At 73.3% G+C, this 23169-nt stretch carries 24 protein-coding genes and 4 tRNA genes; 24 read left to right on the forward strand and 4 right to left on the reverse strand.

The window, feature by feature from the left end; genetic code table 11:
• Positions 1 to 76 precede the first annotated feature (76 nt).
• Both htpX and ACWIYF_RS03865 read left to right on the forward strand, forming a co-directional pair.
• Entirely contained in the window at positions 77 to 952 is an 876-nt protein-coding gene (htpX, locus tag ACWIYF_RS03860; protein WP_448626800.1) for a zinc metalloprotease HtpX, read from the forward strand.
• A gap of 28 nt (positions 953 to 980) precedes the next feature.
• A complete protein-coding gene (locus tag ACWIYF_RS03865; protein ID WP_448626801.1) occupies positions 981 to 2021 on the forward strand; it encodes an MBL fold metallo-hydrolase in 1041 nt (346 codons plus the stop codon).
• On the opposite strand, the gene ACWIYF_RS03870 is transcribed toward ACWIYF_RS03865, so the two are convergent.
• The gene (locus tag ACWIYF_RS03870; protein WP_448626802.1) at positions 2008 to 2610 is read right to left on the reverse strand and encodes a TetR/AcrR family transcriptional regulator; all 603 of its coding nucleotides are present in this window, start codon (positions 2608 to 2610) and stop codon (positions 2008 to 2010) included. The genes ACWIYF_RS03865 and ACWIYF_RS03870 overlap by 14 nt on opposite strands.
• 86 nt (positions 2611 to 2696) lie before the next feature.
• Between ACWIYF_RS03870 and ACWIYF_RS03875 the strand changes: the two genes are divergently transcribed.
• Positions 2697 to 3236 carry a methyltransferase family protein gene (locus tag ACWIYF_RS03875; RefSeq protein ID WP_448626803.1) on the forward strand — a complete coding sequence of 180 codons (540 nt, stop codon included), beginning with the start codon at positions 2697 to 2699 and terminating at the stop codon, positions 3234 to 3236.
• On the opposite strand, the gene ACWIYF_RS03880 is transcribed toward ACWIYF_RS03875, so the two are convergent.
• On the reverse strand, positions 3227 to 3718 hold the full coding sequence (locus ACWIYF_RS03880; RefSeq protein ID WP_448626804.1) for a YajQ family cyclic di-GMP-binding protein: 492 nt from the start codon (positions 3716 to 3718) through the stop codon (positions 3227 to 3229). The genes ACWIYF_RS03875 and ACWIYF_RS03880 overlap by 10 nt on opposite strands.
• Positions 3719 to 3807: 89 nt before the next feature.
• On the opposite strand from ACWIYF_RS03880, the gene ACWIYF_RS03885 reads away from it, so the two are divergent.
• Positions 3808 to 3889, forward strand: a tRNA-Tyr gene (locus tag ACWIYF_RS03885).
• A 66-nt stretch (positions 3890 to 3955) separates the two neighbouring features.
• Here the strand turns inward: ACWIYF_RS03885 and ACWIYF_RS03890 are convergent.
• Positions 3956 to 4399: a pilus assembly protein TadG-related protein gene (locus ACWIYF_RS03890; RefSeq protein WP_448626805.1), complete on the reverse strand. Its 444-nt coding sequence runs from the start codon at positions 4397 to 4399 to the stop codon at positions 3956 to 3958.
• 153 nt (positions 4400 to 4552) lie between these two features.
• Here ACWIYF_RS03890 and ACWIYF_RS03895 point away from each other — a divergent pair, with 153 nt between their 5' ends.
• The 9 genes from ACWIYF_RS03895 to ACWIYF_RS03935 all read left to right on the forward strand — a co-directional run bounded on the left by ACWIYF_RS03895 (position 4553) and on the right by ACWIYF_RS03935 (position 12877).
• Positions 4553 to 4837, forward strand: coding sequence for a hypothetical protein (locus ACWIYF_RS03895; RefSeq protein ID WP_448626806.1), 285 nt, complete (start codon positions 4553 to 4555; stop codon positions 4835 to 4837).
• Positions 4834 to 6873, forward strand: coding sequence for a hypothetical protein (locus ACWIYF_RS03900; protein ID WP_448626807.1), 2040 nt, complete (start codon positions 4834 to 4836; stop codon positions 6871 to 6873). Before ACWIYF_RS03895 ends, ACWIYF_RS03900 begins: the two co-directional genes overlap by 4 nt.
• Positions 6874 to 7469: 596 nt before the next feature.
• On the forward strand, positions 7470 to 10010 hold the full coding sequence (locus tag ACWIYF_RS03905) for a putative bifunctional diguanylate cyclase/phosphodiesterase (protein ID WP_448626808.1): 2541 nt from the start codon (positions 7470 to 7472) through the stop codon (positions 10008 to 10010).
• Positions 10011 to 10139: 129 nt separating this feature from the next.
• Positions 10140 to 10212 (forward strand) — tRNA-Thr (locus ACWIYF_RS03910).
• Positions 10213 to 10227: 15 nt separating this feature from the next.
• A tRNA-Met gene (locus tag ACWIYF_RS03915) sits at positions 10228 to 10301 on the forward strand.
• Positions 10302 to 10403: 102 nt separating this feature from the next.
• Positions 10404 to 10568, forward strand: a complete 165-nt coding sequence (gene rpmG, locus ACWIYF_RS03920; RefSeq protein WP_448626809.1) for a 50S ribosomal protein L33 — start codon at positions 10404 to 10406, stop codon at positions 10566 to 10568.
• Between the two features lie 31 nt (positions 10569 to 10599).
• Positions 10600 to 11046, forward strand: coding sequence for an FAS1-like dehydratase domain-containing protein (locus ACWIYF_RS03925; RefSeq protein ID WP_448626810.1), 447 nt, complete (start codon positions 10600 to 10602; stop codon positions 11044 to 11046).
• A complete protein-coding gene (locus tag ACWIYF_RS03930; protein ID WP_448626811.1) occupies positions 11043 to 11450 on the forward strand; it encodes a MaoC family dehydratase in 408 nt (135 codons plus the stop codon). The genes ACWIYF_RS03925 and ACWIYF_RS03930 overlap by 4 nt, the downstream gene beginning before the upstream one ends.
• The gene (locus ACWIYF_RS03935) at positions 11447 to 12877 is read left to right on the forward strand and encodes a peptidase M1 (protein WP_448626812.1); all 1431 of its coding nucleotides are present in this window, start codon (positions 11447 to 11449) and stop codon (positions 12875 to 12877) included. The genes ACWIYF_RS03930 and ACWIYF_RS03935 overlap by 4 nt, the downstream gene beginning before the upstream one ends.
• Before the next feature lie 45 nt (positions 12878 to 12922).
• On the opposite strand, the gene ACWIYF_RS03940 is transcribed toward ACWIYF_RS03935, so the two are convergent.
• Positions 12923 to 14173, reverse strand: coding sequence for a pyridoxal phosphate-dependent aminotransferase (locus ACWIYF_RS03940; protein ID WP_448626813.1), 1251 nt, complete (start codon positions 14171 to 14173; stop codon positions 12923 to 12925).
• A 197-nt stretch (positions 14174 to 14370) separates the two neighbouring features.
• On the opposite strand from ACWIYF_RS03940, the gene ACWIYF_RS03945 reads away from it, so the two are divergent.
• The 11 genes from ACWIYF_RS03945 (at position 14371) to ACWIYF_RS03995 (ending at position 23168) form a co-directional block, all read left to right on the forward strand.
• Positions 14371 to 14443: transfer RNA gene (locus ACWIYF_RS03945), tRNA-Trp, on the forward strand.
• Positions 14444 to 14564: 121 nt separating this feature from the next.
• Positions 14565 to 15098, forward strand: a complete 534-nt coding sequence (gene secE / locus ACWIYF_RS03950; RefSeq protein WP_448626814.1) for a preprotein translocase subunit SecE — start codon at positions 14565 to 14567, stop codon at positions 15096 to 15098.
• A 41-nt stretch (positions 15099 to 15139) separates the two neighbouring features.
• Positions 15140 to 16033 (forward strand): transcription termination/antitermination protein NusG, encoded by an 894-nt coding sequence (gene nusG / locus ACWIYF_RS03955; protein ID WP_448626815.1) that lies wholly within the window; start codon positions 15140 to 15142, stop codon positions 16031 to 16033.
• A gap of 58 nt (positions 16034 to 16091) precedes the next feature.
• Positions 16092 to 16523: a 50S ribosomal protein L11 gene (rplK, locus tag ACWIYF_RS03960; RefSeq protein ID WP_448626816.1), complete on the forward strand. Its 432-nt coding sequence runs from the start codon at positions 16092 to 16094 to the stop codon at positions 16521 to 16523.
• A 116-nt stretch (positions 16524 to 16639) separates the two neighbouring features.
• Positions 16640 to 17359, forward strand: a complete 720-nt coding sequence (gene rplA, locus ACWIYF_RS03965; protein ID WP_448626817.1) for a 50S ribosomal protein L1 — start codon at positions 16640 to 16642, stop codon at positions 17357 to 17359.
• A gap of 320 nt (positions 17360 to 17679) precedes the next feature.
• A complete protein-coding gene (gene rplJ, locus ACWIYF_RS03970) occupies positions 17680 to 18294 on the forward strand; it encodes a 50S ribosomal protein L10 (RefSeq protein ID WP_448626818.1) in 615 nt (204 codons plus the stop codon).
• A 17-nt stretch (positions 18295 to 18311) separates the two neighbouring features.
• Entirely contained in the window at positions 18312 to 18707 is a 396-nt protein-coding gene (gene rplL, locus ACWIYF_RS03975) for a 50S ribosomal protein L7/L12 (RefSeq protein WP_448626819.1), read from the forward strand.
• A gap of 249 nt (positions 18708 to 18956) precedes the next feature.
• Positions 18957 to 20102 carry an ABC transporter ATP-binding protein gene (locus tag ACWIYF_RS03980; protein ID WP_448626820.1) on the forward strand — a complete coding sequence of 382 codons (1146 nt, stop codon included), beginning with the start codon at positions 18957 to 18959 and terminating at the stop codon, positions 20100 to 20102.
• The gene (locus ACWIYF_RS03985) at positions 20099 to 20914 is read left to right on the forward strand and encodes an MlaE family ABC transporter permease (RefSeq protein WP_448626821.1); all 816 of its coding nucleotides are present in this window, start codon (positions 20099 to 20101) and stop codon (positions 20912 to 20914) included. The genes ACWIYF_RS03980 and ACWIYF_RS03985 overlap by 4 nt, the downstream gene beginning before the upstream one ends.
• Positions 20914 to 21780 carry an MlaE family ABC transporter permease gene (locus ACWIYF_RS03990; RefSeq protein ID WP_448626822.1) on the forward strand — a complete coding sequence of 289 codons (867 nt, stop codon included), beginning with the start codon at positions 20914 to 20916 and terminating at the stop codon, positions 21778 to 21780. The genes ACWIYF_RS03985 and ACWIYF_RS03990 overlap by 1 nt, the downstream gene beginning before the upstream one ends.
• Positions 21781 to 21788: 8 nt before the next feature.
• Entirely contained in the window at positions 21789 to 23168 is a 1380-nt protein-coding gene (locus ACWIYF_RS03995) for an MCE family protein (RefSeq protein ID WP_448626823.1), read from the forward strand.
• Position 23169: the final 1 nt, after the last annotated feature.

Here is a 23169-nt window from a genome sequence, read left to right on the forward strand (position 1 = left end):
GTCGTGGCCAACCCGTCGGGGGGACGGCGTCATTCCCGCCGGGAACGGCGGTCCCGGTGGTCGCGTTGGTCCGGGCGTGCAGCGCTGGAGCAACGGACTCAAGACCGCCCTGCTACTGGGGCTCATGGGTGCACTCATCCTCGCCGCCGGTGCGCTGATCGGCGGTCGCGGCGGCCTCCTCATCGCACTCGTGATCGCGCTGGCGGTCAACGGCTTCGCCTACTTCAACTCCGACAAGCTGGCGCTGCGGGCGATGCGGGCGTTCCCGGTGACCCAGACCCAGGCGCCGCAGATCTACTCGATCGTGCGGGAACTGGCCACCGGGGCCCGCCAGCCCATGCCGCGGCTCTACGTCAGCCCCACCGCCGCGCCCAACGCCTTCGCCACCGGCCGCAACCCGCGCAATGCCGCCGTCTGCTGCACCCAGGGCATCCTCGAGCTGCTCGACCGCCGGGAGCTCCGGGCGGTGCTCGCGCACGAGCTCTCGCACGTCTACAACCGCGACATCCTGATCAGCTCGGTGGCCGGGGCGATGGCGACGGTCATCACCTACCTGGCGCACATGGCGATGTTCGCCTCGCTCTTCGGCGGCCGGTCCGACGACCGCGAGGGCGGCAACGCGCTCGGCAGCCTGCTGCTGATCCTGCTCGGCCCCATCGCGGCCGGCCTCGTGCAGATGGCGGTCAGCCGCAGCCGGGAGTACCAGGCCGACGCCTCGGGCGCGCGGCTCACCCAGGACCCCCTGGCCCTGGCGAGCGCGCTGCGCAAGATCGACCGCGGCACGGCGATCCGGCCGCTGCCGCAGGACGACCGGCTGGTCACCCAGAGCCACCTGATGATCGCCAACCCGTTCCGCGGCCAGGGCCTGGCCGGCCTGTTCTCCACCCACCCGCCGATGCCCGAGCGGATCAGCCGGCTCGAGCGGATGGCGAAGGAGCTCGGGCAGCTCTGAGGCCGCTCGCGGGACTAGCGTCGCCGCCATGTGCGGCGGCGGCGACGCGGTCGCGACCGCGGCCCCACGGGCGGCACCGGGGCCCGCGGTGGACCCGATCGCCCTGGAGCCGGTCGACGAGGTCCTGGTCACGACCCTGGTCGACAACGTCTTCGACGCGCTGCTCGCCGGCGGTGACCGGGTGGCCCGGCCGCCGCTGGCCACCGGCCGCGTGGCCGCCCCGCAGTTCGAGGGCGGCCTGACCGCGCCCGGGCTGCGCGCGGAGCACGGTTTCTCCGCGCTCGTCACGGTCCGCCGGGGGACGTCGGCCACCACCCTGCTGTTCGACACCGGCATCTCGCCCGACGGCGTGACCGAGAACGCCGACCGGCTGGGCGTCGACCTGGGCGGGGTGCAGGGCGTCGTCCTCAGTCACGGGCACTTCGACCACGCCGGCGGCCTCGCGGGCCTGGCCGCCCGCCGTGGCGGTCTCCCGATGACGCTGCACCCGCTGGTGTGGACCCGCCGCCGGCTGGCCGTCCCGGGCACCGACGCCGTCGAGCTGCCGACGCTCTCCCGGCGCGCGCTCGAGGGCGAGGGATTCGAGGTGGTCGAGCGCCGGCAGCCGTCGCTGCTGGTGGACGGCTGCGTGCTCATCACCGGGGAGATCGACCGGACGACGGACTTCGAGCGCGGCATGCCGCCGCCGCACCAGGCGTGGGACGGCGCCGCGTGGCGGCACGACCCGCTGGTGCTCGACGACCAGGCGCTGGTGGTGCACGTCCGCGACCGCGGGCTCGTCGTCCTCACCGGCTGCGGGCACGCCGGCGCGGTGAACACGGTGCGCCACGCGATGCGGCTGACCGGCGTCGACCGGCTGCACGCCCTGCTCGGCGGGCTGCACCTCTCCGGCCCGGCGTTCGAGCCGGTCATCGCCCCGACGGTGGCGGCGCTCACCGAGCTGGTACCGGACCTGGTCGCCCCGGGGCACTGCACCGGCTGGCGGGCCCAGATGGCCCTCGCCGCGGCCCTGCCCGATGCCTTCGTGCCGGGCAGCTCCGGGACGCGCTGCACGCTCACCGCTGCGTGATCCGGCCGCCCCGCCCTGGCCGCATCGGCTCGTGGAGGTAGCGCTGGACGGTCGCCCCCACCGTCGCTGCGATCACGTTCGGCGGCATCGCGTCGAAGGGAGGGAGTTCGAGGACGGATCGAGCCAGAGCCAGGCCGAGTATCTGACTGGCGACGAGGGCGGCGCGCTGCGGCACGTCGGACTCGTGGGGGATCACGCGGCGCAGCGCGGGCACGAGCTGGCGGGCGAAGAGCTCACGCATGCCGGCTGCCGCGGCGGCATCGCCGGCGGCGGAGCGCAGCAGGCTCAGGAGCACCTGGCCCTCCGGGGTGTCCGCATCCCAGCGCGAGAGGAAGTGCTCGACGAGGCGTTCCCCGTGCTCGTCCGCGGGCTCGTCGGCGAGGTCGGGAATGCGCAGGTCGATGTCGGTGGCGGCGGCGAACAGCCCCGGCTTGGAGCCGAAGTAGCGCACCACCAGGGCCGGGTCCACCCCGACATCCCGGGCGACGGCCCGGATGGACGCCGAGCGGTAGCCCTCGGCGGCGAAACGGGTGCGCGCGGCAGCCAGGATCGCGGCCTTGGTCTCCACCGATCGGCGGGTTCCGCTCACGCCGGCGACCCTAGGTCAACACTCGTTGACCCTGCCAGGGAGCAGGCTCTACGCTTGGGTCAACACCTGTTGACTCAGGGGGCGCCATGAGGATCGCGTCGGCCGCAGTCGGCAGTCTCGGCTGGCTGGTGGTGGCACCCGGAACCGTGTGCGGCCTCGTGCCCTGGCTGATCACGGGATGGCGCCGGCCTGCCGATCCGGTGTCGTCGGCCGACGCCCTGGGCTGGCTGCTCGTCCTGGCCGGTGCGGCGGTGCTGGTCCACGCGTTCGTCGCCTTCGCCTGGCACGGGCGGGGGACACCCGCACCAGCGGCGCCCACCGAACGGCTGGTTGTCCAGGGTGCCTACCGGCACGTGCGGAACCCGATGTACGTCGCCGTCCTGGCACTGGTGCTCGGGCAGGTCCTCCTGTTCGCCAGCTGGGGGCTGTTCGCCTACCTGGTCGTCGTCGGCATCACGATGGCCTCGTTCGTGCACGTCTACGAGGAGCCGACGCTGCGCGAGGGCTACGGCCCGGCGTACGACCAGTTCTGCGAGAACGTGCCCCGCTGGCTGCCGCGCGTGACTCCATGGACGGGCGCCACGAGAGCGCTGCCCGGTGACCGAGATGCCGCCGATCAGCGGTAGTTGTCGAACTGCAGGGCGACGTCGAGGTCCTTGCCGCGCAGCAGCTGCTGGACCGCCTGCAGGTCGTCGCGCTTCTTGCCGCTGACCCGCAGCTGGTCGCCCTGGATCTGCGCCTGCACGCCCTTCGGGCCCTCGTCGCGGATGATCTTCGCGATCTTCTTGGCCGTGTCGGACTCGATGCCCTGCTTGATGCGGGCGCTGATCTTGTACGACTTGCCCGAGGACTGCGGGTCGCCGGCGTCCAGGGACTTCAGCGAGATCTTCCGCTTGACCAGCTTGTCCTTGAAGACGTCGAGCGCCGCGGCGACCCGCTCCTCGGTGTCGGCCTGCAGCACGACGGCCTCCTCACCGGACCACGCGATGCTGGCGTTGGTGCCGCGGAAGTCGAACCGCTGCGTCAGCTCCTTGGCCGCCTGGTTGAGGGCGTTGTCGACCTCCTGTCGGTCGACCTTGCTGACGACGTCGAAGGACGAGTCGGCCATGGCAGTTCCTCCCGCTTCGGGGGGAGGCACCCTCGGGGCGTCGAAGGCGCCGTCCCCCGTTCTTGTACGCTGCTCCGGTACCACCGCACGGCGGGTTGCCCGAGTGGCCAAAGGGAGCGGACTGTAAATCCGTCGGCTCAGCCTACGAAGGTTCGAATCCTTCACCCGCCACGCCTCGGTACGACGGCCCTCGACCGGTTCCGGTCGGGGGCCGTCGCCGTCGGACGGGGTCGTTCCTCAGGGGATCGTCGGCGCGCGGGCGCTGGCGACGGCGGTGCGCTCCAGCGGCTCGCCGCCGAGGAAGAGCCAGCCGAAGGCGATGTCGGCGTAGCGCGTGCACCGCACGGTCACCTCCACCCCGTCGGTCTCGGCCGACCACCCGTCCAGGCGGGTGCCGCCGTCGGCGAGCTGGTCGGCCACGGCGGCCTGCGCGGCCGCGCGGGTGAGCGGCAGCTCGGTGCCGACCCCGGTGGCGTAGACGGTGGCCTCGTCGGCCTGGTCCGCGGCGGCCAGAGCGGCGCCGTCGCAGATCGCCTGCACCTCCTGCTGTTCCAGGAAGGCGTCGGAGGCGGCGACGGCGCCGAAGGCCATGAGCGCGGCGACCGTCCAGCAGACCAGCACGAAGGGCAGGCTCGAGCCGCGCTCGCCCCGCCGTTCCGGTACCACCCCGTCCCGTCGCACGCGGGGCAGCGTAGAGGCCCCGAGCCGTCGTCCCCAGGCTGTGGACCGCCGCTGTGGACGATGTGGACGCCGGGCCACCCGTCCCGGTGAACGGCGCGTCGCCCTGTGGACGGCGCCCCCGCGGCCGTGGGGCGCGCGGCCACACTCCGGCGCATGACGATCGAGGTCCCGCCCGAGCAGCTGTACGCCCTCGCCGGCGCGCTCCGGGCCCAGAGCGACGAGGCCGCCGCGGTCGCCGTGCGGCTGACCGGCGTCCCCGCGGTGCCGGGGCGGCTGGGTCCCGCCGTCGAGGCGTTCCTCGAGGCGCACCGCACCGCCGGCACCGCCGTGGCGGGGGAGCTGCACTGGCTCGGCTCCACGGTGGCCGCCGTCGCGGACTCGTGGCTGGGGCTGGACGGCTCCCTCCTGCCGACGCGCGACCGGGCGGTGCCGCGGTGACCGTCCCGGTGCCCGTGCCGCTGGACCAGCCGGGGGACCCCGCCGCGCTGGCCGACCTCGGCTCCGCCGTCACGGGGGCCGCCTTCCGCACCGGCGTGCTGGCGGCGCACCTCGCCGGGCCGGCGGCGTCGGCGCCCGGGTGGCTCGGCGCCGATGCCGCCGCGGCCGCGGAGCAGGTGGCCGCGGTGACGGCGCTGGTCCGTGACCTGCACGGCTCGCTGACGACGGCGGCCGACCGGCTGGCCGTGCACGCGGCCGTGCTCGACGACGTCCGGGGGCGCATCTCCGCGCTGCGCCGGGCCCAGGAGGACGACTTCGCCGCGCTCTCGGCCCGGGGCGTGGCGCCGGCCGACCCCGACGCGCTGGTGCCGGCCGTGGAGGAGCTGCTCGCCGCCGAGGCGGCCCGCCGCTGCGAGCACGCGGCGCTGCTCGCGGAGCTGGACGCCGACGCCGCGGCCACCGCGGGGACGCTGAGCCTGGCGGTCACCGGCCTCGGCGGAACGGGGTCGCCGGGGCAGGAGGCCCGGGTCCGGGTGCACCTGGCCGCCGTCCTGCCGGGCTGGGGCGACGGCGAGCTCGGCGCGCGGGGCTGGTCGGCCGCGGCCGGCCTCGGCGGCCCCGTGACCGCCGCGGAGATCGACGGGATCGCGCGCGAGGGTCTGCCGTACGCCGCGCGCCCGGCCTACGCCGGGGCGCTGCTGGCGAACCTGGGCGTGGACGGCGTGCGCCACCTCCTCGTGGTCCTGGGGCGGGAGCGGTCGCCGTCCCCGGAGCTCGCCCGGTTCCTCGCGACAGCTCTCGGCGCGGCCCGCGCGCCGGAGTCCGGCGCCGGGCCGCTCGCGGACGTGCTCGCCGCGGGCTACGTCGACCCCGACGACCCCGACGGCGTCCCCGACCAGGTCGCCGCCGGCATCGGCGCCCTGCTGACCGCCGTCCCGGCCGCGGCCGGCGGGGTGCGGGCGGAGACGGCGGCCGGCTGGGGGGAGCAGATCCTCGTCCGGGAGCGCCGCCAGGGGGTCTCCGCGGCCGACCGGCTCGGGCTCCTGGGCGCCGACCTGGTGGAGCTCGCCGTGCAGCGGGTGGCCGACAGCGGCGATCCCGCGGCCGGGGCCGTCCTGCTGCGCGGGCGGGAGGCGTGGGACGCGCTCCTGGCGCGCCGCTGGACCGACGACGGGAGGGCACTGGCGACCGTCGTCGAGGCCGCGGGGGCCGAACCCGGCCCGGCCGGGGACGCCGCCGTCCGCGCCGGCCTGGCGGCGCTCGGCAACGGCCTGTCCCCGGAGGGCTCCGGCACGTGGACCGTGGACCGCGACACCGCGGCGCTGATCGCGCCGGCGCTGGGGTCCGCCGTCGCGGCGCACGCCGGGGCGGTGGCCGGGCTGCTCGGCGCGGCCGGGGCCGGCGACCCGCTCGCGCTGCCCGACGACGAGGTCCTGCGCGGGCTCGGCCACCTCACCGTCGACCCGGAGGCGGCCGCCGCCGTCCAGTCCGCCCTGGACGCCCGGACCACGACCGCACCGTCCGACGCCGTGGCGGCGCGCGGCGCGCTCGTGGCCGTCCGGGAGTACGGCCAGCGGCTGGACCACGCCCTCGACGGGTTCGCGGCGATGTCCCAGGCCGTGGACCGCCGGTTCACCTACGACGTCACGGTCCGGCTGACGGCCTGGGGGTTCGACCAGGTCGTCGGCCGGACGCCGCCCGGCGAGCTCGCGAGCGCCGTCGTCGACGCGGGGGTGGACGGACTGGCGGCGCTGGTGGACGCCGACGGCAGCTGGGAGCTGCCCCCGGACGACGGGCTGGTGTTCGACCGGGAGGACGCCGCCGCGGCCGCGGCGGTGCTCGCGCCGGCGGACGACCCGGTGGCGGCCGACGAGCTCGGCCGGCAGGCCCGCGCCGCCTTCGACCGCGCGATCCGGGCGCTCGGCGTGCCGCAGCCGCCGAGCCCCGAGGGCGACGTCCGCGACCTGCTGCACGAGGACGACCAGATGGACCTGCGCCTCCCGTACCTGGAGCACACGCCCCACGGGCCGCGGTGACACGCCGTGTCCGGCACGCTGCGGACCTGGCAGCGCGGCCCTCGCGCGTCCCCCGGATGACATCGGTGTCTTTCCACACGTGCGCGGACTGCGCGTCGGGGAGAGCGACACGCCGGCCGGAGGGGGCCGACGTGTCGCGGCCCACGTTCCCTCCCCCAAATTGGTGACTTGTCGTCCATCTGACTTCACAGAAAGTGACGACGCGACTGTGCGTCACTCGACCGTGATCATCGGTGCTTGTCCCGAAGGGGTGACGGGAAGCAATCTTCCCGGCGCGGTCCGTACCGAACGACGCCCTAACCCTGCGCGTGGGTGACTGCCGCACCATCGCGGTCGTTCATGCCTGAGGAGGCGTCATGAGCAGCACACAGCAGCGCAGTGGCCGGTGGAGCCGGTCCGGTCGGTGGAGCCGGTCCGGCCGGTGGAGCCGCTCGGGGCGCTGGAGCTGACCCAGCTCCGCTGAACGCAAGCCCACGAAGGGGGCAGGTGGTCGTCCGACCGCCTGCCCCCTTCGAGTTGCAAAGGCGTGGCGACGGGCTCTCGCGCTGTTAGCCTCGGCGCGGTTTTCTTCCCCCTCCCCCCAGAAACGGGTTCCGTTGGCCGAGCCGGAAACGTGGGCGCCCGCGCGCGCTCACCTGCTGCGCAATCCGTGGGGCGCTGCCGCGGTCGCCGGTGCCCTCGCGGTGCCCGCGCTCGTGTTCGTCCTCGGCGTCGCCCGCCGGCCGCTCGAGCTCCTCCCGCTCCTCGGTGTCTGCCTGGTCTTCCTGGCCACCGAGTCGATCCCGCTGCACTTCGAGTTCCGCAAGCAGACGTTCTCCTGGTCGGCCAACGAGCTGGCGATCATCGTGGCCCTGCACGAGGTCGGCGGCGCGTGGAGCGTCGCGGCACGGGTGGTCGCCGTCGCGATCGTGCTCGTGGTCCAGCGCTACTCGGCGGCCAAGCTCGCGTTCAACCTCGCGATCGCGGTCATCGAGATCGGCGTCGCCGTCGCCGTCCTCTCGCTGCTGCGGGTCGAGGAGCTCTCGTCGCCGGTCACGTGGCTCTCGTACCTGCTCGCCACGGTCACCGCGGACGCGGTCGGCGCGCTGCTCATCGCGATGGCCATCACCCTGACGCAGGGCTACCCGGGGCGCGCGCTCTGGGCGACGCTGCTCGTCCCGATCGTCGTCGTGGCCCCGATGTCGGTGATCGTCGGCCTCGGCGCGCTGATGCTGCTCCACCAGACCCTGTGGGCGTGGCTGCTCCTGCTGCCCGTGCTCGTCTGCCTGGGCCTGCTCTACCGGCGCTTCGGCCAGGTGACCCGGGAGGGTGACAGCCTCGAACGGGTCTACGACTTCGCGCGGCGGGTCGAGCAGATCCCGGCGGACGAGGACGGCGCTCGGCAGATCGTCCTGGCCGTGCGCGACCTGCTCAACGCCGAGCGCGTCGCCCTCTGGCTGCCGCCGTACCTCGACGAGGAGCCGCGGCTGGTCGTCGCGGCCGAGGACGGCGCCGTCTGGTACGACGGCCCGGGCGATCCCGACGACCTCTTCCGACGCCGTGCCGTGGACGCCGCCGCCGAGGGGCCGGTGCACGCGTCGCTGGCCCGGGCCGACGAGCAGGAGGCGGCCGCGCTGGGGCGCCGCAGCGCCTCCGACCTCCTCGGTGCCGCGGTGGTCACGGCCGCCGGTGAGCCCGGGTACCTCGAGGTCTGCGACCGGCGCAGCGACGTCGTCAGCTTCGGCGAGGGCGACCGCGCCGCGCTGGAGAGCATGCTCACCCACGTCAACGCCGCGATCCGCCAGCAGCAGCTGCTGACGCAGATCCGCTACGACGCCGACCACGACCGGCTCACCGGCCTGCCCAACCGGCAGCGGCTGGCCGGGGAAATCGACGCGCTGCTCGCCGCCGACCCGGTCGCCGCGCGGGTGGGGCTGATCCTAGCCGCGCTGGACAACTACACCGAGGTCACCGACACGCTCGGCCACGCCGCCAGCGACGAGCTGCTGCTGGTGACCGCCGGCCTGCTGCGCGAGCACGCGCCGCCGCAGGCGCTGCTCGCCCGCATGGAGGGCGAGCAGTTCGCCGTCCTGCTGCCGGGGCTGTCGCTGGCCGCCACGGAGCGCGCCGCCCGCCGGCTGCGCGAGGCCGCGTCCACCCGGGCCCGCGTGGCGGGGCTGGACCTGGAGGTCACGCTGTCCATCGGCGTGGCCGCGGCCCCGGTGCACGGCACCGACGCCGGCACGCTGATGCAGCGGGCGGACGTCGCGCTGCTGGCCGCGTCCGGCTCCAGCGGGGTCGCCAGCTACCACCCCGTCCTCGACCAGCAGAGCCTGCGCCGGCTGCAGCTGGGCACCGAGATCGAGCAGGCCATGGCCGACGGGCACATCACCGTCGTCTTCCAGCCGATCATCGACGCCCGGACGTCGGACATCGTGTCCGTGGAGACGCTCGTCCGCTGGGCGCACCCGCGCTACGGCGCGATCCCGCCGGACGACTTCATCCACCTGGCCGAGCAGATCGGCCGGATCGGCCCGCTGACCGACCACGTGCTGGACCTGGCGCTGGCGCGCTGCCGGCGCTGGCTGGACCAGGACATCGCGCTGTCGGTGGCGGTCAACCTCTCCGCGCGCTGCCTCACTGAGCCCGACCTCGTCGACCGGGTGCGGCGGGCGCTGCGCCGGCACGGGGTGCCGGGGGAGCTGCTCACCTTGGAGCTCACCGAGGGCAGCGTGATCGACGACACGGTCCGCAACAGCTCGGTCCTCGCCGACCTGCACTCGCTCGGCCTGCGGCTGTCCATGGACGACTTCGGCACCGGCTACTCGTCGCTGTCCCAGCTGCGCCAGCTGCCGATCGACGAGGTGAAGATCGACAAGTCCTTCGTGCTGGGGATGTCCACCAGCCAGGGGGAGTCGTTCATCGCCCGGTCGATCATCGAACTGGCCCACAACCTCGGCCTGCGGGTGGTCGCCGAGGGCGTCGAGGACGAGCTCACCCGCAACCTGCTGGCGGAGATGGGCTGCGACAAGCTCCAGGGCTTCCTGGTCAGCCGGCCGCTGCCCGACGAGCGGCTGGAGAGCTGGCTGCTGGCCCGCACCGGCGTCCGGTCCGCCGCGCCGGGCGCCACGCACCGGCGGCTGTTCGTCCGGACCTGAAGCATGGCCCCGTCCGGAGGCTCATCCCGACCTCGCGAGGGGTGAGAGGGACGGGGTCCTCTCACTGGCGGCGGGTCCCTGCGGGGAGGCCGACGGCGTCAGGTAGAGTCTCCGACGCACCTGATGCACGCCCCTTTAGCTCAGTCGGCAGAGCGTCTCCATGGTAAGGAGAAGGTCTACGGTTCGATTCCGTAAAGGGGCTCTGGACAACGATCACGGCGGTGTAGCTCAGCCAGGCAGAGCAAGCGGCTCATAATCGCTGTGTCACCGGTTCAAATCCGGTCACCGCTACTTCCCACGGACCCCCTCGGGGGTCCGTCGTCGTGTCGGCAATCCCGCCGGCACGCGGGTCGCCCACGGGGGCGGCCCGACCGACAAGGCTAGGAGCACACCGTGGCAGCCACCGACATCCGTCCGAAGATCACCCTGGCCTGCCAGGAGTGCAAGAACCGCAACTACATCACCCGCAAGAACCGGCGCAACGACCCCGACCGGCTCGAGCTGAAGAAGTACTGCCCGCACGACCGCAAGCACACCGTGCACCGCGAGACGCGCTGACGGGTCCGTAGCGGGAGCGGAGGGCGGGAGCATGGCGCTGGACCCAGGACTGGTCGGGCGCAGCTACCCGCCCTCTGCCGTCTACGAGGTCGGCCGGGCGAAGATCGCCGAGTTCGCCACCGCGATCGGTGACAGCGACCCGGTCTACCGCGATCCCGAGGCCGCCCGGGCGGCCGGCCACCCGGACGTCATCGCGCCGCCGACGTTCGCCATCGTGGTGAGCCTCGAGGCCGCCACCGCCGTCCTCGACGACCCGGACGTCGGCATCGACTACAGCCGCGTCGTGCACGGCGAGCAGCGCTTCGCCCATCACCGCCCGATCCGCGCCGGCGACCGCCTGGTGGCGACGACGACCATCGACAACGTCCGGACCGTCGCGGGCAACGACATGCTCACGACCCGGGTCGACCTCGCCACCGAGGACGGCGAAGCGGTGTGCACCGCCACCTCGATGCTCGTGGCGCGTGGTGCGGCGTGACCGTCGAGGTGGGCACCGAGCTGCCCGAGCAGACCTTCCCGGTCACCCGCGTGGACCTCGTCCGCTACGCCGGCGCGTCGGGGGACTTCAACCCCATCCACTGGAACGAGCGGGTCGCGACCTCGGTGGGCCTGCCGAACGTGATCGCGCACGGCATGCTGACCATGGCGCTCGCCGGCCGCGCCGTCACCGCCTGGGCCGGCAACCCGGCGGCGCTGGTCGAGTACCACGTCCGCTTCGGCCGGCCCGTCGTCGTCCCGGACGACGAGACCGGCACGACGGTGAGCGTTCGTGGCAAGGTCGCCGCCGTGCTCGACGACGACCGCTACCGCGTGGACCTCACCGTCACCAGCTCCGGCGAGAAGGTCCTCTCCCTCGCCCGGGCCGTCGTCCACCTGCCGTGAGGCCCCTGCGGGGCCTGTCGCTGGTCGCCGCGCTCCTGGTGCTGTCCGGCTGCACGTCGTTCGTCGAGGGCATGGCCACCGCAGCCGCCCCCGCGCCGACCAGCGCGCCGCAGGACGACGGTCCGTTCCGCTGCCCCGCCGAGCGGGCGGAACCGGACCCCGACCGGCCGGTCGTCGACCTGGACTTCCGGCTCGCCGACGACGGGGACACCGTCACCGGCACCGAGACGGTGACCTTCACCCCCGATCTCGACACCGACCGGCTGGTCTTCCGTCTCGTCCCGAACGGCCCGACCTCGGCCGAGGCCGGCAACCGGCTCACCGTCGACGACGTCCGAGGGGACGACGTCGACGAGGGCCGCTACGTCGCCGCGGAGGGCGCCGACCCCGGCGGCCTCTACGAGGTGCGGCTGGACGACGAGCTGGCCGCCGGCGACTCCACCGAGGTCGAGCTCGAGTTCACGCTGACCCTGGGGCGGGGCGCGTTCGACCGGGTCGGCACGGCCGGCGGACTCTCCTGGTGGGCCAGCGGCGCCCCGCTGCTGGCGTGGGAGCCCGGCGTGGGCTGGGCCGAGGACCCGTTCGTGCCCCTGCTCGGCGAGACCGCCAGCAGCCCGGTCGCCGACACCACCGTCAGCGTGTCGGCCCCGGAGGCGCTGACCGTGCTGATGACCGGCGCCCAGGATCCGCCGTCGGCACCGGTCGACGGCCGGCGCACCTGGACCTCGACCGAGCCGGTCGCCCGCGACGTCAGCGTCGCGGTCGGCGCCTTCACCACCGAGGAGCGCACGACGCCCGACGGCGTCCGGGTGACCGTGGGCGTCCTGCCCCGCGGCGACCTCGAGGCGGTACGGCTCGCCGACTGGACGGTGGCAGCCATCGCCGAACTCGAGGCGCGCTTCGGGCCGTTCCCGTACCGGACGCTCACCGTGCCGCTGCTGCCGGACTTCGGCGGCGGGATCGAGTACCCCAGCAGCATCCTGATGGCCGCGCCGAGCCAGGGAGTGCTCGTCCACGAGGTCGCGCACATGTGGTTCTACGGGATGGTCGGCGACTCGCAGTTCCGGGACCCGTGGCTCGACGAGGCCTTCGCGACCTACGCCGAGTCCGTCGACGACCCGGCCGGCCCGGCCGGCATCGAGCGGGCGCTGCAGCTGCCGGGGCAGGTCGGCGGCTCGATGGCCGACTTCCGCGACAACGGCGAGTACTTCTCCACGGTCTACGGCAAGGGTGGCGCCGCGTTGCTGGCCGCGCGCGACGCCGCCGGCGCCGAGGCGTTCGACGCGGCGATGCGCTGCTACGTCGACGCCAACGCCTGGACGATCGCCACGCCGGCCGACGTCGCGGCGGCCTTCGCCTCGGTGCCCGCCGCCCGCGACGTCCTGCTGCAGGCCGGAGCGCTGCAGCAGGACGACCTGCCGGACTGAGGAAGGACCCCCGCCGCCCCCACCGTTCGGGAACGGGCCCCCTTGTCAGGTGGCGGAGCCGAGCAGCCGCTGCAACCGGGAGACGCCCTCGATCAGGTCGTCGTCCCCGAGCGCGTAGGACAGCCGCAGGTACCCGGGGGTGCCGAACGCCTCGCCCGGGACGACGGCGACCTCGGCCTGTTCGAGGATGATCTCGGCGAGCTCCACCGTGTCCCGGGCGGTCCGGCCGTTGACCGGCCGGCCGAGCAGCCCCTTCACCGACGGGTAGACGTAGAAGGCGCCCTGGGGCTCGGGGCAGGCCGCTCCGGGGATCTCGCGCAGCATGCCGACGATCGTCTGCCGGCGCCGGTCGAAGGCCTCCCGCATCGTGGCGACCGCGGACAGGTCTCCGGTGAGCGCCGCGATCGCCGCGGCCTGGGAGACGTTGGCCACGTTGCTGGTCGCGTGCGACTGCAGGTTCGTGGCGGCCTTCACCACGTCGGCCGGGCCGAGGATCCAGCCCACCCGCCAGCCGGTCATCGCGTAGGTCTTGGCGACCCCGTTCACGACGACGCAGCGGTCGGCGAGCTCGGGCACGAGCACGGGCAGCGAGGGGGCGCTGACCCCGCCGTAGGTCAGGTGCTCGTAGATCTCGTCGGTGAGCACCCACAGCCCGTTGTCCAGCGCCCAGCGGCCGATCTCCTCGACCTGCGCGGCCGGGTAGACCGCGCCGGTCGGGTTGGACGGCGAGCAGAACAGCAGCGCCTTCGTGCGCGCGGTGCGGGCGGCGTCGAGCTGCGCGGCCGACACGAGGTAACCGCTCTGCTCGTCGGCGACGACGGGCACGGGCACGCCGCCGGCCAGGCGGATGGCCTCGGGGTAGGTGGTCCAGTACGGCGCGGGCAGCAGCACCTCGTCGCCCGGGTCGAGCATGGTGGCGAACGCCTCGTAGACGGCCTGCTTGCCGCCGTTGGTGACCAGGACGTTCGCCGGGGTCGCGGACAGCCCGGAGTCGCGGGCGGTCTTGGTGACGATGGCCTCCTTGAGCGCCGGGAGCCCGCCCGCGGGGGTGTAGCGGTGCATCGCCGGCTGGCGGCAGGCGGCGACGGCTGCCTCGACGATGTAGTCCGGCGTCGGGAAGTCCGGCTCCCCGGCGCCGAACCCGATCACCGGCTTGCCGGCTGCCTTCAGCGCCTTGGCCTTCGCATCGACGGCCAGCGTCGCCGATTCGGTGATCGCGGCGATGCGGCGGGAGATGCGGCGCTGCGCGGGCGGCAGCTCGGACAGGGCGGACTCCGAGGAGGAGACGGCGGTCATGCGTTCATGGTGTCAAAGACCGCGACCGACCCGCCCGCGAGGACCGCGCTCCGGCGGGCGTTGGCTGTCGGGGGAGACGGTCCCGTACACTGGCAGCCCTGGGGCAGTTGACCCCGCCACCGGCGTGCCCCGGATCCTTCCTCGGGCCCGGCACTGTCGTGGCGAGGTGCGCCGTCCCGGGCCCTGGGCAGGGCACTAGGGGTGTAGCTCAATTGGCAGAGCAGCGGTCTCCAAAACCGCAGGCTGCAGGTTCAAGTCCTGTCACCCCTGCTCGTGCCGTCGGTCCACTCCGGCGACCAGCACGCGGCCACAGCACGACCCGCAGGACACAGCACGGCACCGACAGACGGTCCGCCCTGAGCGGCCACCACGACGAGGCGAGCGAGGCGCAGTGAGCGACGAGAAGCCGGGGCGCGACGACGACGCGGCCATCTCCGACGCCGAACTGACCGACGAGCAGCTCGACGCGGAGGCTCCCGGGGTGGACGACGCCGCCGAGCTGGAGGCCGCCGAGGACGAGGTGGCGGCGGAGGCCGAGGCCGACGAGGACAAGGTCGTCACGCGGGCCGGTCGCCGGCGCGGCCGGATCACCGCGGCCGAGGACGACGAGGACGACGAGCCGGCCGTCCCGAGCCGGCGGGCGGCGCGCGAGCGCACGTCGTCCCGCCCGGCCGCCCGTGCCGGATCGGGAACCCGGTCTCGCGCGGCCGCCGGGAAGGCCCGGGCGGGCGAGGTGCGGCAGCGGCGGAGCCTGCGCCGCTTCCTGCGCGAGGTGGTCGCGGAGCTGCGCAAGGTCATCTGGCCGGGCCGCCGCGAGCTGATCACCTACACCACCGTCGTGATCGTGTTCGTGGCGTTCATCGTCGCCCTGGTGGCGGGCCTCGACCTGCTCTTTGCCAAGGGAGTGCTCGCCGTCTTCGGCTGAGCGCCCCGCGACCGCACGTCCCAGACAAGGAAGAGATCTCCGTGACCGACCCCCGCGAGCCCTTCGACACCGACAGCGCCGTCGAGGGCACCGACCTCGACGACGCGCGGTTCGACGTGCGCGGATCCGTGGACATCGACACCGACGCCGGTGAGCCCGGCACGGCGGAGAGCTCCAGCGACACCGCCGACCTCGACACCGCGACCGAGGTCGCCGACGTGACCCCGGAGGTCGAGAGCGGCGACCCCGACAGCCTGGTCACCGACCCGCTGGTGGCGCCGGCCCCATCGAGCGACGACGGTCAGGCGGAGGAGGACGGCGACCCCGTCGAGGCGATGCGCAAGAAGCTGCGGATCCTGCCCGGCGACTGGTACGTCGTGCACTCCTACGCCGGCTACGAGAACAAGGTGAAGACCAACCTCGAGGCGCGGATCCAGTCGCTGGACGTCGAGGACTACATCTATCAGATCGAGGTGCCCACCGAGGAGGTCACCGAGATCAAGAACGGCAAGCGCGCGCAGGTCAACCGCAAGGTCCTGCCGGGCTACCTGCTGGTCCGCATGGAGCTCAACGACGAGTCCTGGGGCGCGGTGCGCAACACCCCGGGGGTCACCGGCTTCGTCGGCGCGACCTCGCGCCCGTCGCCACTGACCATCGACGAGGTCGTCAAGATCCTCGCCCCCGCCGTCGCGCCGCAGGCGGCGAAGGCCGCCGAGGCCGCCACCACCGGTGGTGGCGCCGCGGCCGCGACCACGGCCACCGTCGTCGAGTTCGAGGTCGGCGAGTCGGTCACCGTCATGGACGGGCCGTTCGCGACCCTGCCCGCGACGATCAACGAGATCAACGCCGAGCAGCAGAAGCTGCAGGTGCTCGTCTCCATCTTCGGCCGGGAGACGCCGGTCGAGCTCTCGTTCAACCAGGTCTCGAAGATTTGATCATCTGATCCGACCTGTTCTGCGAACGCGTTCCTAGCGATACACGAAGAAGGAAGTCATGCCCCCCAGGAAGCGGTTGACCGCGGTCATCAAGCTCCAGATCAACGCCGGTGCGGCCACCCCCGCGCCGCCCGTGGGTCCGGCGCTGGGCCAGCACGGCGTCAACATCATGGAGTTCTGCAAGGCGTACAACGCCGCGACCGAGGCGCAGCGCGGCAACGTCATCCCGGTCGAGATCTCGGTCTACGAGGACCGCTCGTTCACCTTCGTCACCAAGACCCCGCCGGCCGCCCGCATGCTGCTCAAGGCCGCGGGCGTCGAGAAGGGCTCGGGCGAGCCGCACAAGACCAAGGTCGCCACCGTGACCCGTGACCAGGTCCGCGAGATCGCGCAGACCAAGATGGCCGACCTCAACGCCAACGACCTCGACCAGGCCGAGAAGATCATCGCCGGCACCGCCCGGTCGATGGGCATCACCGTCACCGGCTGAGCGTTGCACCCTCCGGGCCCGTCGGGTCCGGACATCCAGCACCTGTGGGAGGGCCCCGCCAGGCCCGTGCACCACACGACTCCCGGCTCGCTGAGCACGGGGGAGAGGAAGACCCCATGGCGAAGCACGGCAAGAAGTTCCTCGAGGCGGCCGCCAAGGTCGATCGGGAGAACCTGTACTCCCCGCTCCGGGCCGCCACCCTGGCCAAGGAGACGTCGCCCACGGCCTACGACGCCACCGTCGAGGTGGCCATGCGGCTCGGCGTCGACCCGCGCAAGGCCGACCAGATGGTCCGCGGCACGGTGAACCTGCCGCACGGCACCGGGAAGACCGCCCGCGTCATCGTGTTCGCGACCGGTGACAAGGCCGCCGAGGCGGAGGCCGCGGGCGCCGACGTCGTCGGCTCGGACGACCTGATCGAGCGGATCCAGGGCGGCTTCCTGGACTTCGACGCCGCCATCGCGACTCCCGACCAGATGGCCAAGGTCGGGCGCATCGCCCGCATCCTCGGCCCGCGCGGCCTGATGCCGAACCCGAAGACCGGCACCGTGACCCCGGACGTCGCCAAGGCCGTCAACGACATCAAGGGCGGGAAGATCAACTTCCGCGTCGACAAGCAGGCCAACCTGCACCTGGTCATCGGCAAGACCTCGTTCCCCGAGACCAAGCTGGTCGAGAACTACGCCGCCGCCCTCGACGAGGTCCTGCGGGCCAAGCCGGCCGCGGCCAAGGGGCGGTACCTGAAGAAGGTCACCATCTCCACGACGATGGGCCCGGGCATCCCGGTCGACCCGAACCGCACCCGCAACCTGACGGTGGACGAGCCCACCGCCTGACGGACGCACGCCAGTGGCCCTCTCCCCGCGCGGGAGGGGGCCACTGGCGTGTGTGCGGCCCGCGGCCGCCGCTCCACCCGCCGTCGGACGCGTGTACCCTTGTCGACGTTCCCCCCAAGACCGCTGGTCGTCGCACGTCCGCGTGTGATCGAAGGTCCCGGAGCTCCGGGCGGCCCGCGCAGGAGGACGGTTCGATCGACGGCGCCGTGCGTCCGTCCCTCGCCCCGTGCGTCCTGCGCCGGGGCGTTCCTCGTCTCCGGGGGCCGATCGCCCGCCCTCGCGCTTCCTCCGGTGGTCGCCCGACCGACGAGAGGAGGCCCATGCCCACGCAGGCCAAGGCCGCCGTGATCGACGAGATCACCGAGCGGTTCCAGAAGTCCAGCGCGGCCGTGCTCACCGAGTACCGCGGGCTGACCGTGGCCCAGCTGACCCAGCTGCGCCGCTCCCTCGGTGAGGGCAGCAGCTACGCCGTCGTCAAGAACACCCTGACGAAGCGGGCGGCGGAGGAGGTCGGCTTCTCCGACCTCGCCCCGCTGCTCAGCGGCCCGACCGCGATCGCCTTCATCGAGGGCGACCCCGTGAACGCCGCCAAGGCCATCCGCGACTTCGCGCGCGCCCACCCGCTGCTCGTCGTCAAGGGCGGCGTGGTCGAGGGCCGCACGGTCGACGCCCGCGAGGTCACCCGCCTCGCCGACGTCGAGAGCCGTGAGGTGCTCCTCGCCAAGCTCGCCGGCGCGATGAAGGGCAACCTGACCAAGGCCGCCGGGCTCTTCCAGGCCCCGCTGTCGCAGGTCGCCCGGCTGGCCGCCGCGCTGCAGGAGAAGAAGCCCGCGGAGGCCGCCCCGGCCGCCGAGGCTCCCGCCGCCGACGCCGCTGCTGACACCACCCCCGACACCGACTCCGCTGCCGCCGACGCCGCGGCCAGCACCGACTGACCCAGAAGGAGAGAACCATGGCCAAGCTGTCCACCACGGAGCTGCTCGACGCGTTCAAGGAGATGACGCTGCTCGAGCTGTCCGACTTCGTGAAGCAGTTCGAGGAGACCTTCGAGGTCACCGCTGCTGCCCCGGTCGCCGTCGCGGCCGCTCCCGCCGCCGGTGGCGGCGGTGGCGGTGGCGAGGAGGCCGCCGCCGAGCAGGACGAGTTCGACGTCATCCTCGAGAGTGCCGGTGACAAGAAGATCCAGGTCATCAAGGAGGTGCGCGGCCTGACCTCGCTCGGCCTCAAGGAGGCCAAGGACCTGGTCGACGGCGCGCCGAAGCCGGTCCTGGAGAAGGTCGCCAAGGACGCCGCCGAGAAGGCCAAGGCCGCTCTCGAGGGCGCCGGCGCCACCGTCACCGTCAAGTAAAGGACCCCGGCGCCCCCCAGCCCTCGCTCCGCTCGGGCCGGGACCCTGCGCCGGGGCCGTTCCATCCCGTCACCAGGGGCCGTCCTCCACTAGGGAGGGCGGCCCCTGCGGCGTCTGGGCGTGTCGCTCGTCTGGGTGACGGTTCCGATTTGCAGGGTGACCTGCGTAACCCTCACGATGGGCGGTCGTTACTGACCAGTAGAGGTCAACGCGGAACCGGCACCGCCGCCGGGGAGCGGGAGGAGCAACGTGGGCGTCGCGGTCGAGGTCCGGGGACTGACCAAGTCCTTCGGCAGCCAGAACATCTGGAGCGACGTCACGCTCACCCTGCCGCCCGGTGAGATCTCCGTCCTGCTCGGCCCCTCGGGCACCGGCAAGTCGGTGTTCCTCAAGTCCCTGGTCGGCCTGCTCAAGCCCGAGCAGGGCTCGATCGTCATCGAGGGCACCGACATCGTCCGGGCCGGCGAGCACGACCTCTACGAGATCCGGAAGCTGTTCGGCGTCCTGTTCCAGGACGGCGCGCTGTTCGGCTCCATGAACCTCTTCGACAACATCGCCTTCCCGCTGCGCGAGCACACCAGGAAGAGCGAGTCGGAGATCCGGAGCATCGTCCTGGAGAAGATGGAGATGGTCGGTCTCCAGGGCGCCGAGGGCAAGCTGCCGGGGGAGATCTCCGGCGGCATGCGCAAGCGCGCCGGCCTGGCCCGGGCCCTGGTCCTGGACCCCGAGATCATCCTCTTCGACGAGCCGGACTCCGGCCTCGACCCGGTCCGCGTCGCCTACCTCAACCAGCTCATCGTCGACCTCAACGCCCAGATCGACGCGACCTTCCTCATCGTCACCCACGACATCGGCACCGCCCGCACCGTGCCCGACAACCTCGGCCTGCTCTTCCGCCGCAACCTGGTCATGTTCGGCCCGCGCGAGCAGCTGCTCACCAGCCGGGAGCCGGTGGTCCGGCAGTTCCTCAACGGCCGGCGGGAGGGCCCGATCGGCATGAGCGAGGAGAAGGACGTCGCCCAGGTCGAGGCCGAGATGGCCGCGCTGAAGGCCCGGGGCGGCGACGCGCACAACGGCGTCGGCCCCAAGGGGGCCACCGGCGGGGACGCCGTCCCCCCGCAGCTGGACCCCTCGCCCGGGCTGCCGGAGCGCCAGGCGCAGCGGCGCCGCCAGGAGCGCGTGGCCCGGATGCTGCACGAGTTCGACGAGGACACCGCCGAGGCGATCCGCGCCTCGCTGCCGGACGACCTGCTCGCCCACGTGGACGCCGGCAGCTTCCTGCCCACCCACGCCTCCCGCGGACGGCACTGGGCGCCCGAGCCCGACGCCGTCCCCGAGCCGGAGCCGGTCGCCGTCGGCTCGCGGTGGTGGGCCCGCCCGCGAGGCGAGGAATGACGGCCGCCGGCAAGCCCAAGGCCCCCGGCCTGTTCGACGGCACGTTCTCGCCGACGCGGCCGCTGGCGGCCAGCGGCAACCTGTTCGCCTTCGCGCTCGACACCCTTCGGGCGCTGCCGCGGCGGCCCTTCCAGCTGCGCGAGTTCGTGCAGCAGACCTGGTTCGTCGCCAGCGTGACGATCCTGCCGACGGCGCTGGTCGCGATCCCGTTCGGCGCGGTCATCGCCCTGCAGCTGGGCTCGCTGACGCGACAGCTGGGCGCGCAGTCGTTCACCGGATCGGCCTCGGTCCTGGCGGTGCTGCGCGAGGCCAGCCCGATCGTCACCGCGCTGCTCATCGCCGGCGCCGGGGGCTCGGCGATCTGCGCCGACCTCGGCGCCCGCAAGATCCGCGACGAGATCGACGCCATGGAGGTGCTGGGCATCAGTCCGATCCAGCGCCTCGTCGTGCCGCGCGTGCTCGGCGCGATGATCGTCGCCGTCCTGCTCAACGGCCTGGTCAGCGTCGTGGGCGTCGCCGGCGGCTACTTCTTCAACGTCATCCTGCAGGGCGGCACCCCCGGTGCCTACCTGGCGTCGTTCAGCGCGTTGGCCCAGGTCGCCGACTTCTGGACCGGGGAGATCAAGGCGCTGATCTTCGGGGCGATCGCCGCGATCGTCGCCGCCTACAAGGGGCTGCGGGCCGGCGGCGGCCCCAAGGGCGTCGGCGACGCGGTCAACCAGTCCGTCGTCATCACGTTCCTGCTGCTGTTCGCGGTCAACTTCGTGATCACGGCGATCTACTTCCAGCTCGTCCCGCCGAAGGGGCAGTGATGGCCCTGCTGTCGCCCACGGACCGGCTGCGGGTCCGTCTCCGCCGGCTCAAGCGGGTCTACCGCACGCCGCTGGCCTCGCTCGAGGACCTCGGCGACCAGCTGAGCTTCTACGGCCGGGCGCTGGCGTGGACGCCGCGCACGCTGCGCCGCTACAAGAAGGAGACCGTGCGGCTGTTGGCCGAGGTCACCTTCGGCACCGGCGCGCTGGCGGTCATCGGCGGCACGGTCGGCGTCATCGCCTTCCTGTCCTTCTTCACCGGCACCGAGGTCGGGCTGCAGGGCTACGCCGCCCTCGACCAGCTCGGCACCTCGGCGTTCACCGGCTTCCTCTCGGCGTACTTCAACACCCGGGAGATCGCGCCGCTCGTCGCCGGCCTGGCGCTGTCGGCCACGGTCGGCTGCGGCTTCACCGCGCAGATCGGCGCCATGCGGATCAACGAGGAGATCGACGCCCTCGAGGTCATGGGCGTGCCGTCGCTGCCGTTCCTGGTGACGACGCGGATCGTGGCCGGCTTCATCGCCGTCGTCCCGCTCTACGTCCTGGGGCTGCTGACCAGCTATTTCGCCACCCGCACGATCGCGACCCAGGCCTACAGGCAGTCGGCGGGCACCTACGACCACTACTTCAACCTCTTCCTGCCCCCGCAGGACGTGCTGTGGTCGTTCGTCAAGGTCCTGGTCTTCTCGGTCGTGATCATCCTGACCCACTGCTACTACGGCTACCGGGCCAGCGGCGGGCCGGCGGGGGTGGGCCTCGCGGTCGGCCGGGCGGTGCGCTTCTCGATCGTCGCGGTGAACGTGATCGACCTGTTCCTTTCCCTGGCCATCTGGGGCTCCACCACGACCGTGCGGATCGCGGGGTGAGCGGTGCGATGACCTCGACGCGGGCCATGACCGTCCGCCGCCGGCTGCAGGGGGCGGCGTTCCTCGTCGTCCTCGCGGCCCTGCTCGGGCTGTCGGTGGCGATCTACGGCAAGGCCTTCAGCGACGTCGCCACGGTGACCCTGCGGACCGACACGGCCGGCAACCAGCTGCAGGAGGCGTCGGACGTCAAGGTGCGCGGGGTCATCGTCGGAGAGGTGCGCGAGGTCCGGGCCGACCTGGACGGCGCCACCATCGAGCTGGCCATCGCGCCGGAGCACCTCGCGGAGATCCCGGCCGACGTGACCGCGCGGCTGCTGCCCAAGACCCTGTTCGGCGAGCGGTTCGTCAGCCTCGTCCCGCCGGAGAACCCGTCGTCCCGGCCGCTGGCCGACGGCGACGTGATCGGCCAGGACCGCACCGAGAACGCGATCGAGCTGCAGCGGGTCATCGACGACCTGCTGCCGCTGCTGCGCGCGGTGCCGCCGCAGGACCTCTCCTACACCCTGGGCGCGGTCGCCGACGCGCTGCGCGGCCGCGGCGACTCGCTGGGGGAGAACCTGGCGACCGCCGGCAGCTACGTGGGCGAGCTCAACACCGTGCTGCCCCAGCTGCAGGCCGACATCTCCGGCCTGGCCGACGTCGCCGACACCTACGACTCGGCCGCCGACGACCTGCTCGCCGTTCTGGACGACCTTGCCGTCACCAACACCACGATCGTCGACCAGGCCGAGCAGTTGCGCCGCACCTTCACGGTGGGCGAGAGCTCGGCGACCACGGCGGCGGAGTTCCTGGAGACCAACGAGCCGAACCTGATCTCGCTCGCCGAGACCTCGCTGCCGGTGCTGGGCGTCTTCGCGAAGTACTCGCCGGAGTACCCGTGCCTGCTCGAGGGCCTGACCCGGTTCAACCCGATGATCACCGAGGCCTTCGGCGGGGACGGCGACCCGGCGCTGAACCTGAACATCTCGGTGACCCTGCCGCCGCGCAACCCGTACGTGCCCGGTGACCAGCCGGTCTACGCCGACCGGTCCGGCCCGGACTGCCGGGGCCTGGACGACATCGACGCGCTCATCGCGGCGGCCCAGCGGGGCGAGTACTACTGCCCGACGCCGCCGGCGGACGGCGTGGACTCCACCGACAGCCCGGTGTCCGGCAACCCGTACTGTCTCGGCGGCTCCGGGCCGGACGACGTCCCGCCGGGGGCAGGGGAGCCCAACCCGACCGCCGGCCGGTCGGTGGGCCTCACGCTGGCGGGCTCCACCGCGGAACTGGACTTCGTGAAGAACATCCTCGGCTACCAGACCGGGCTCGCCCCCCACGAGGTCTCGGACCTGTCGGCGGCCACGCTGGCGCCGCTGCTGCGGGGGACGCAGGTGGTGCTCCAGTGAG

Source organism: Geodermatophilus sp. URMC 64 (assembly GCF_053502555.1).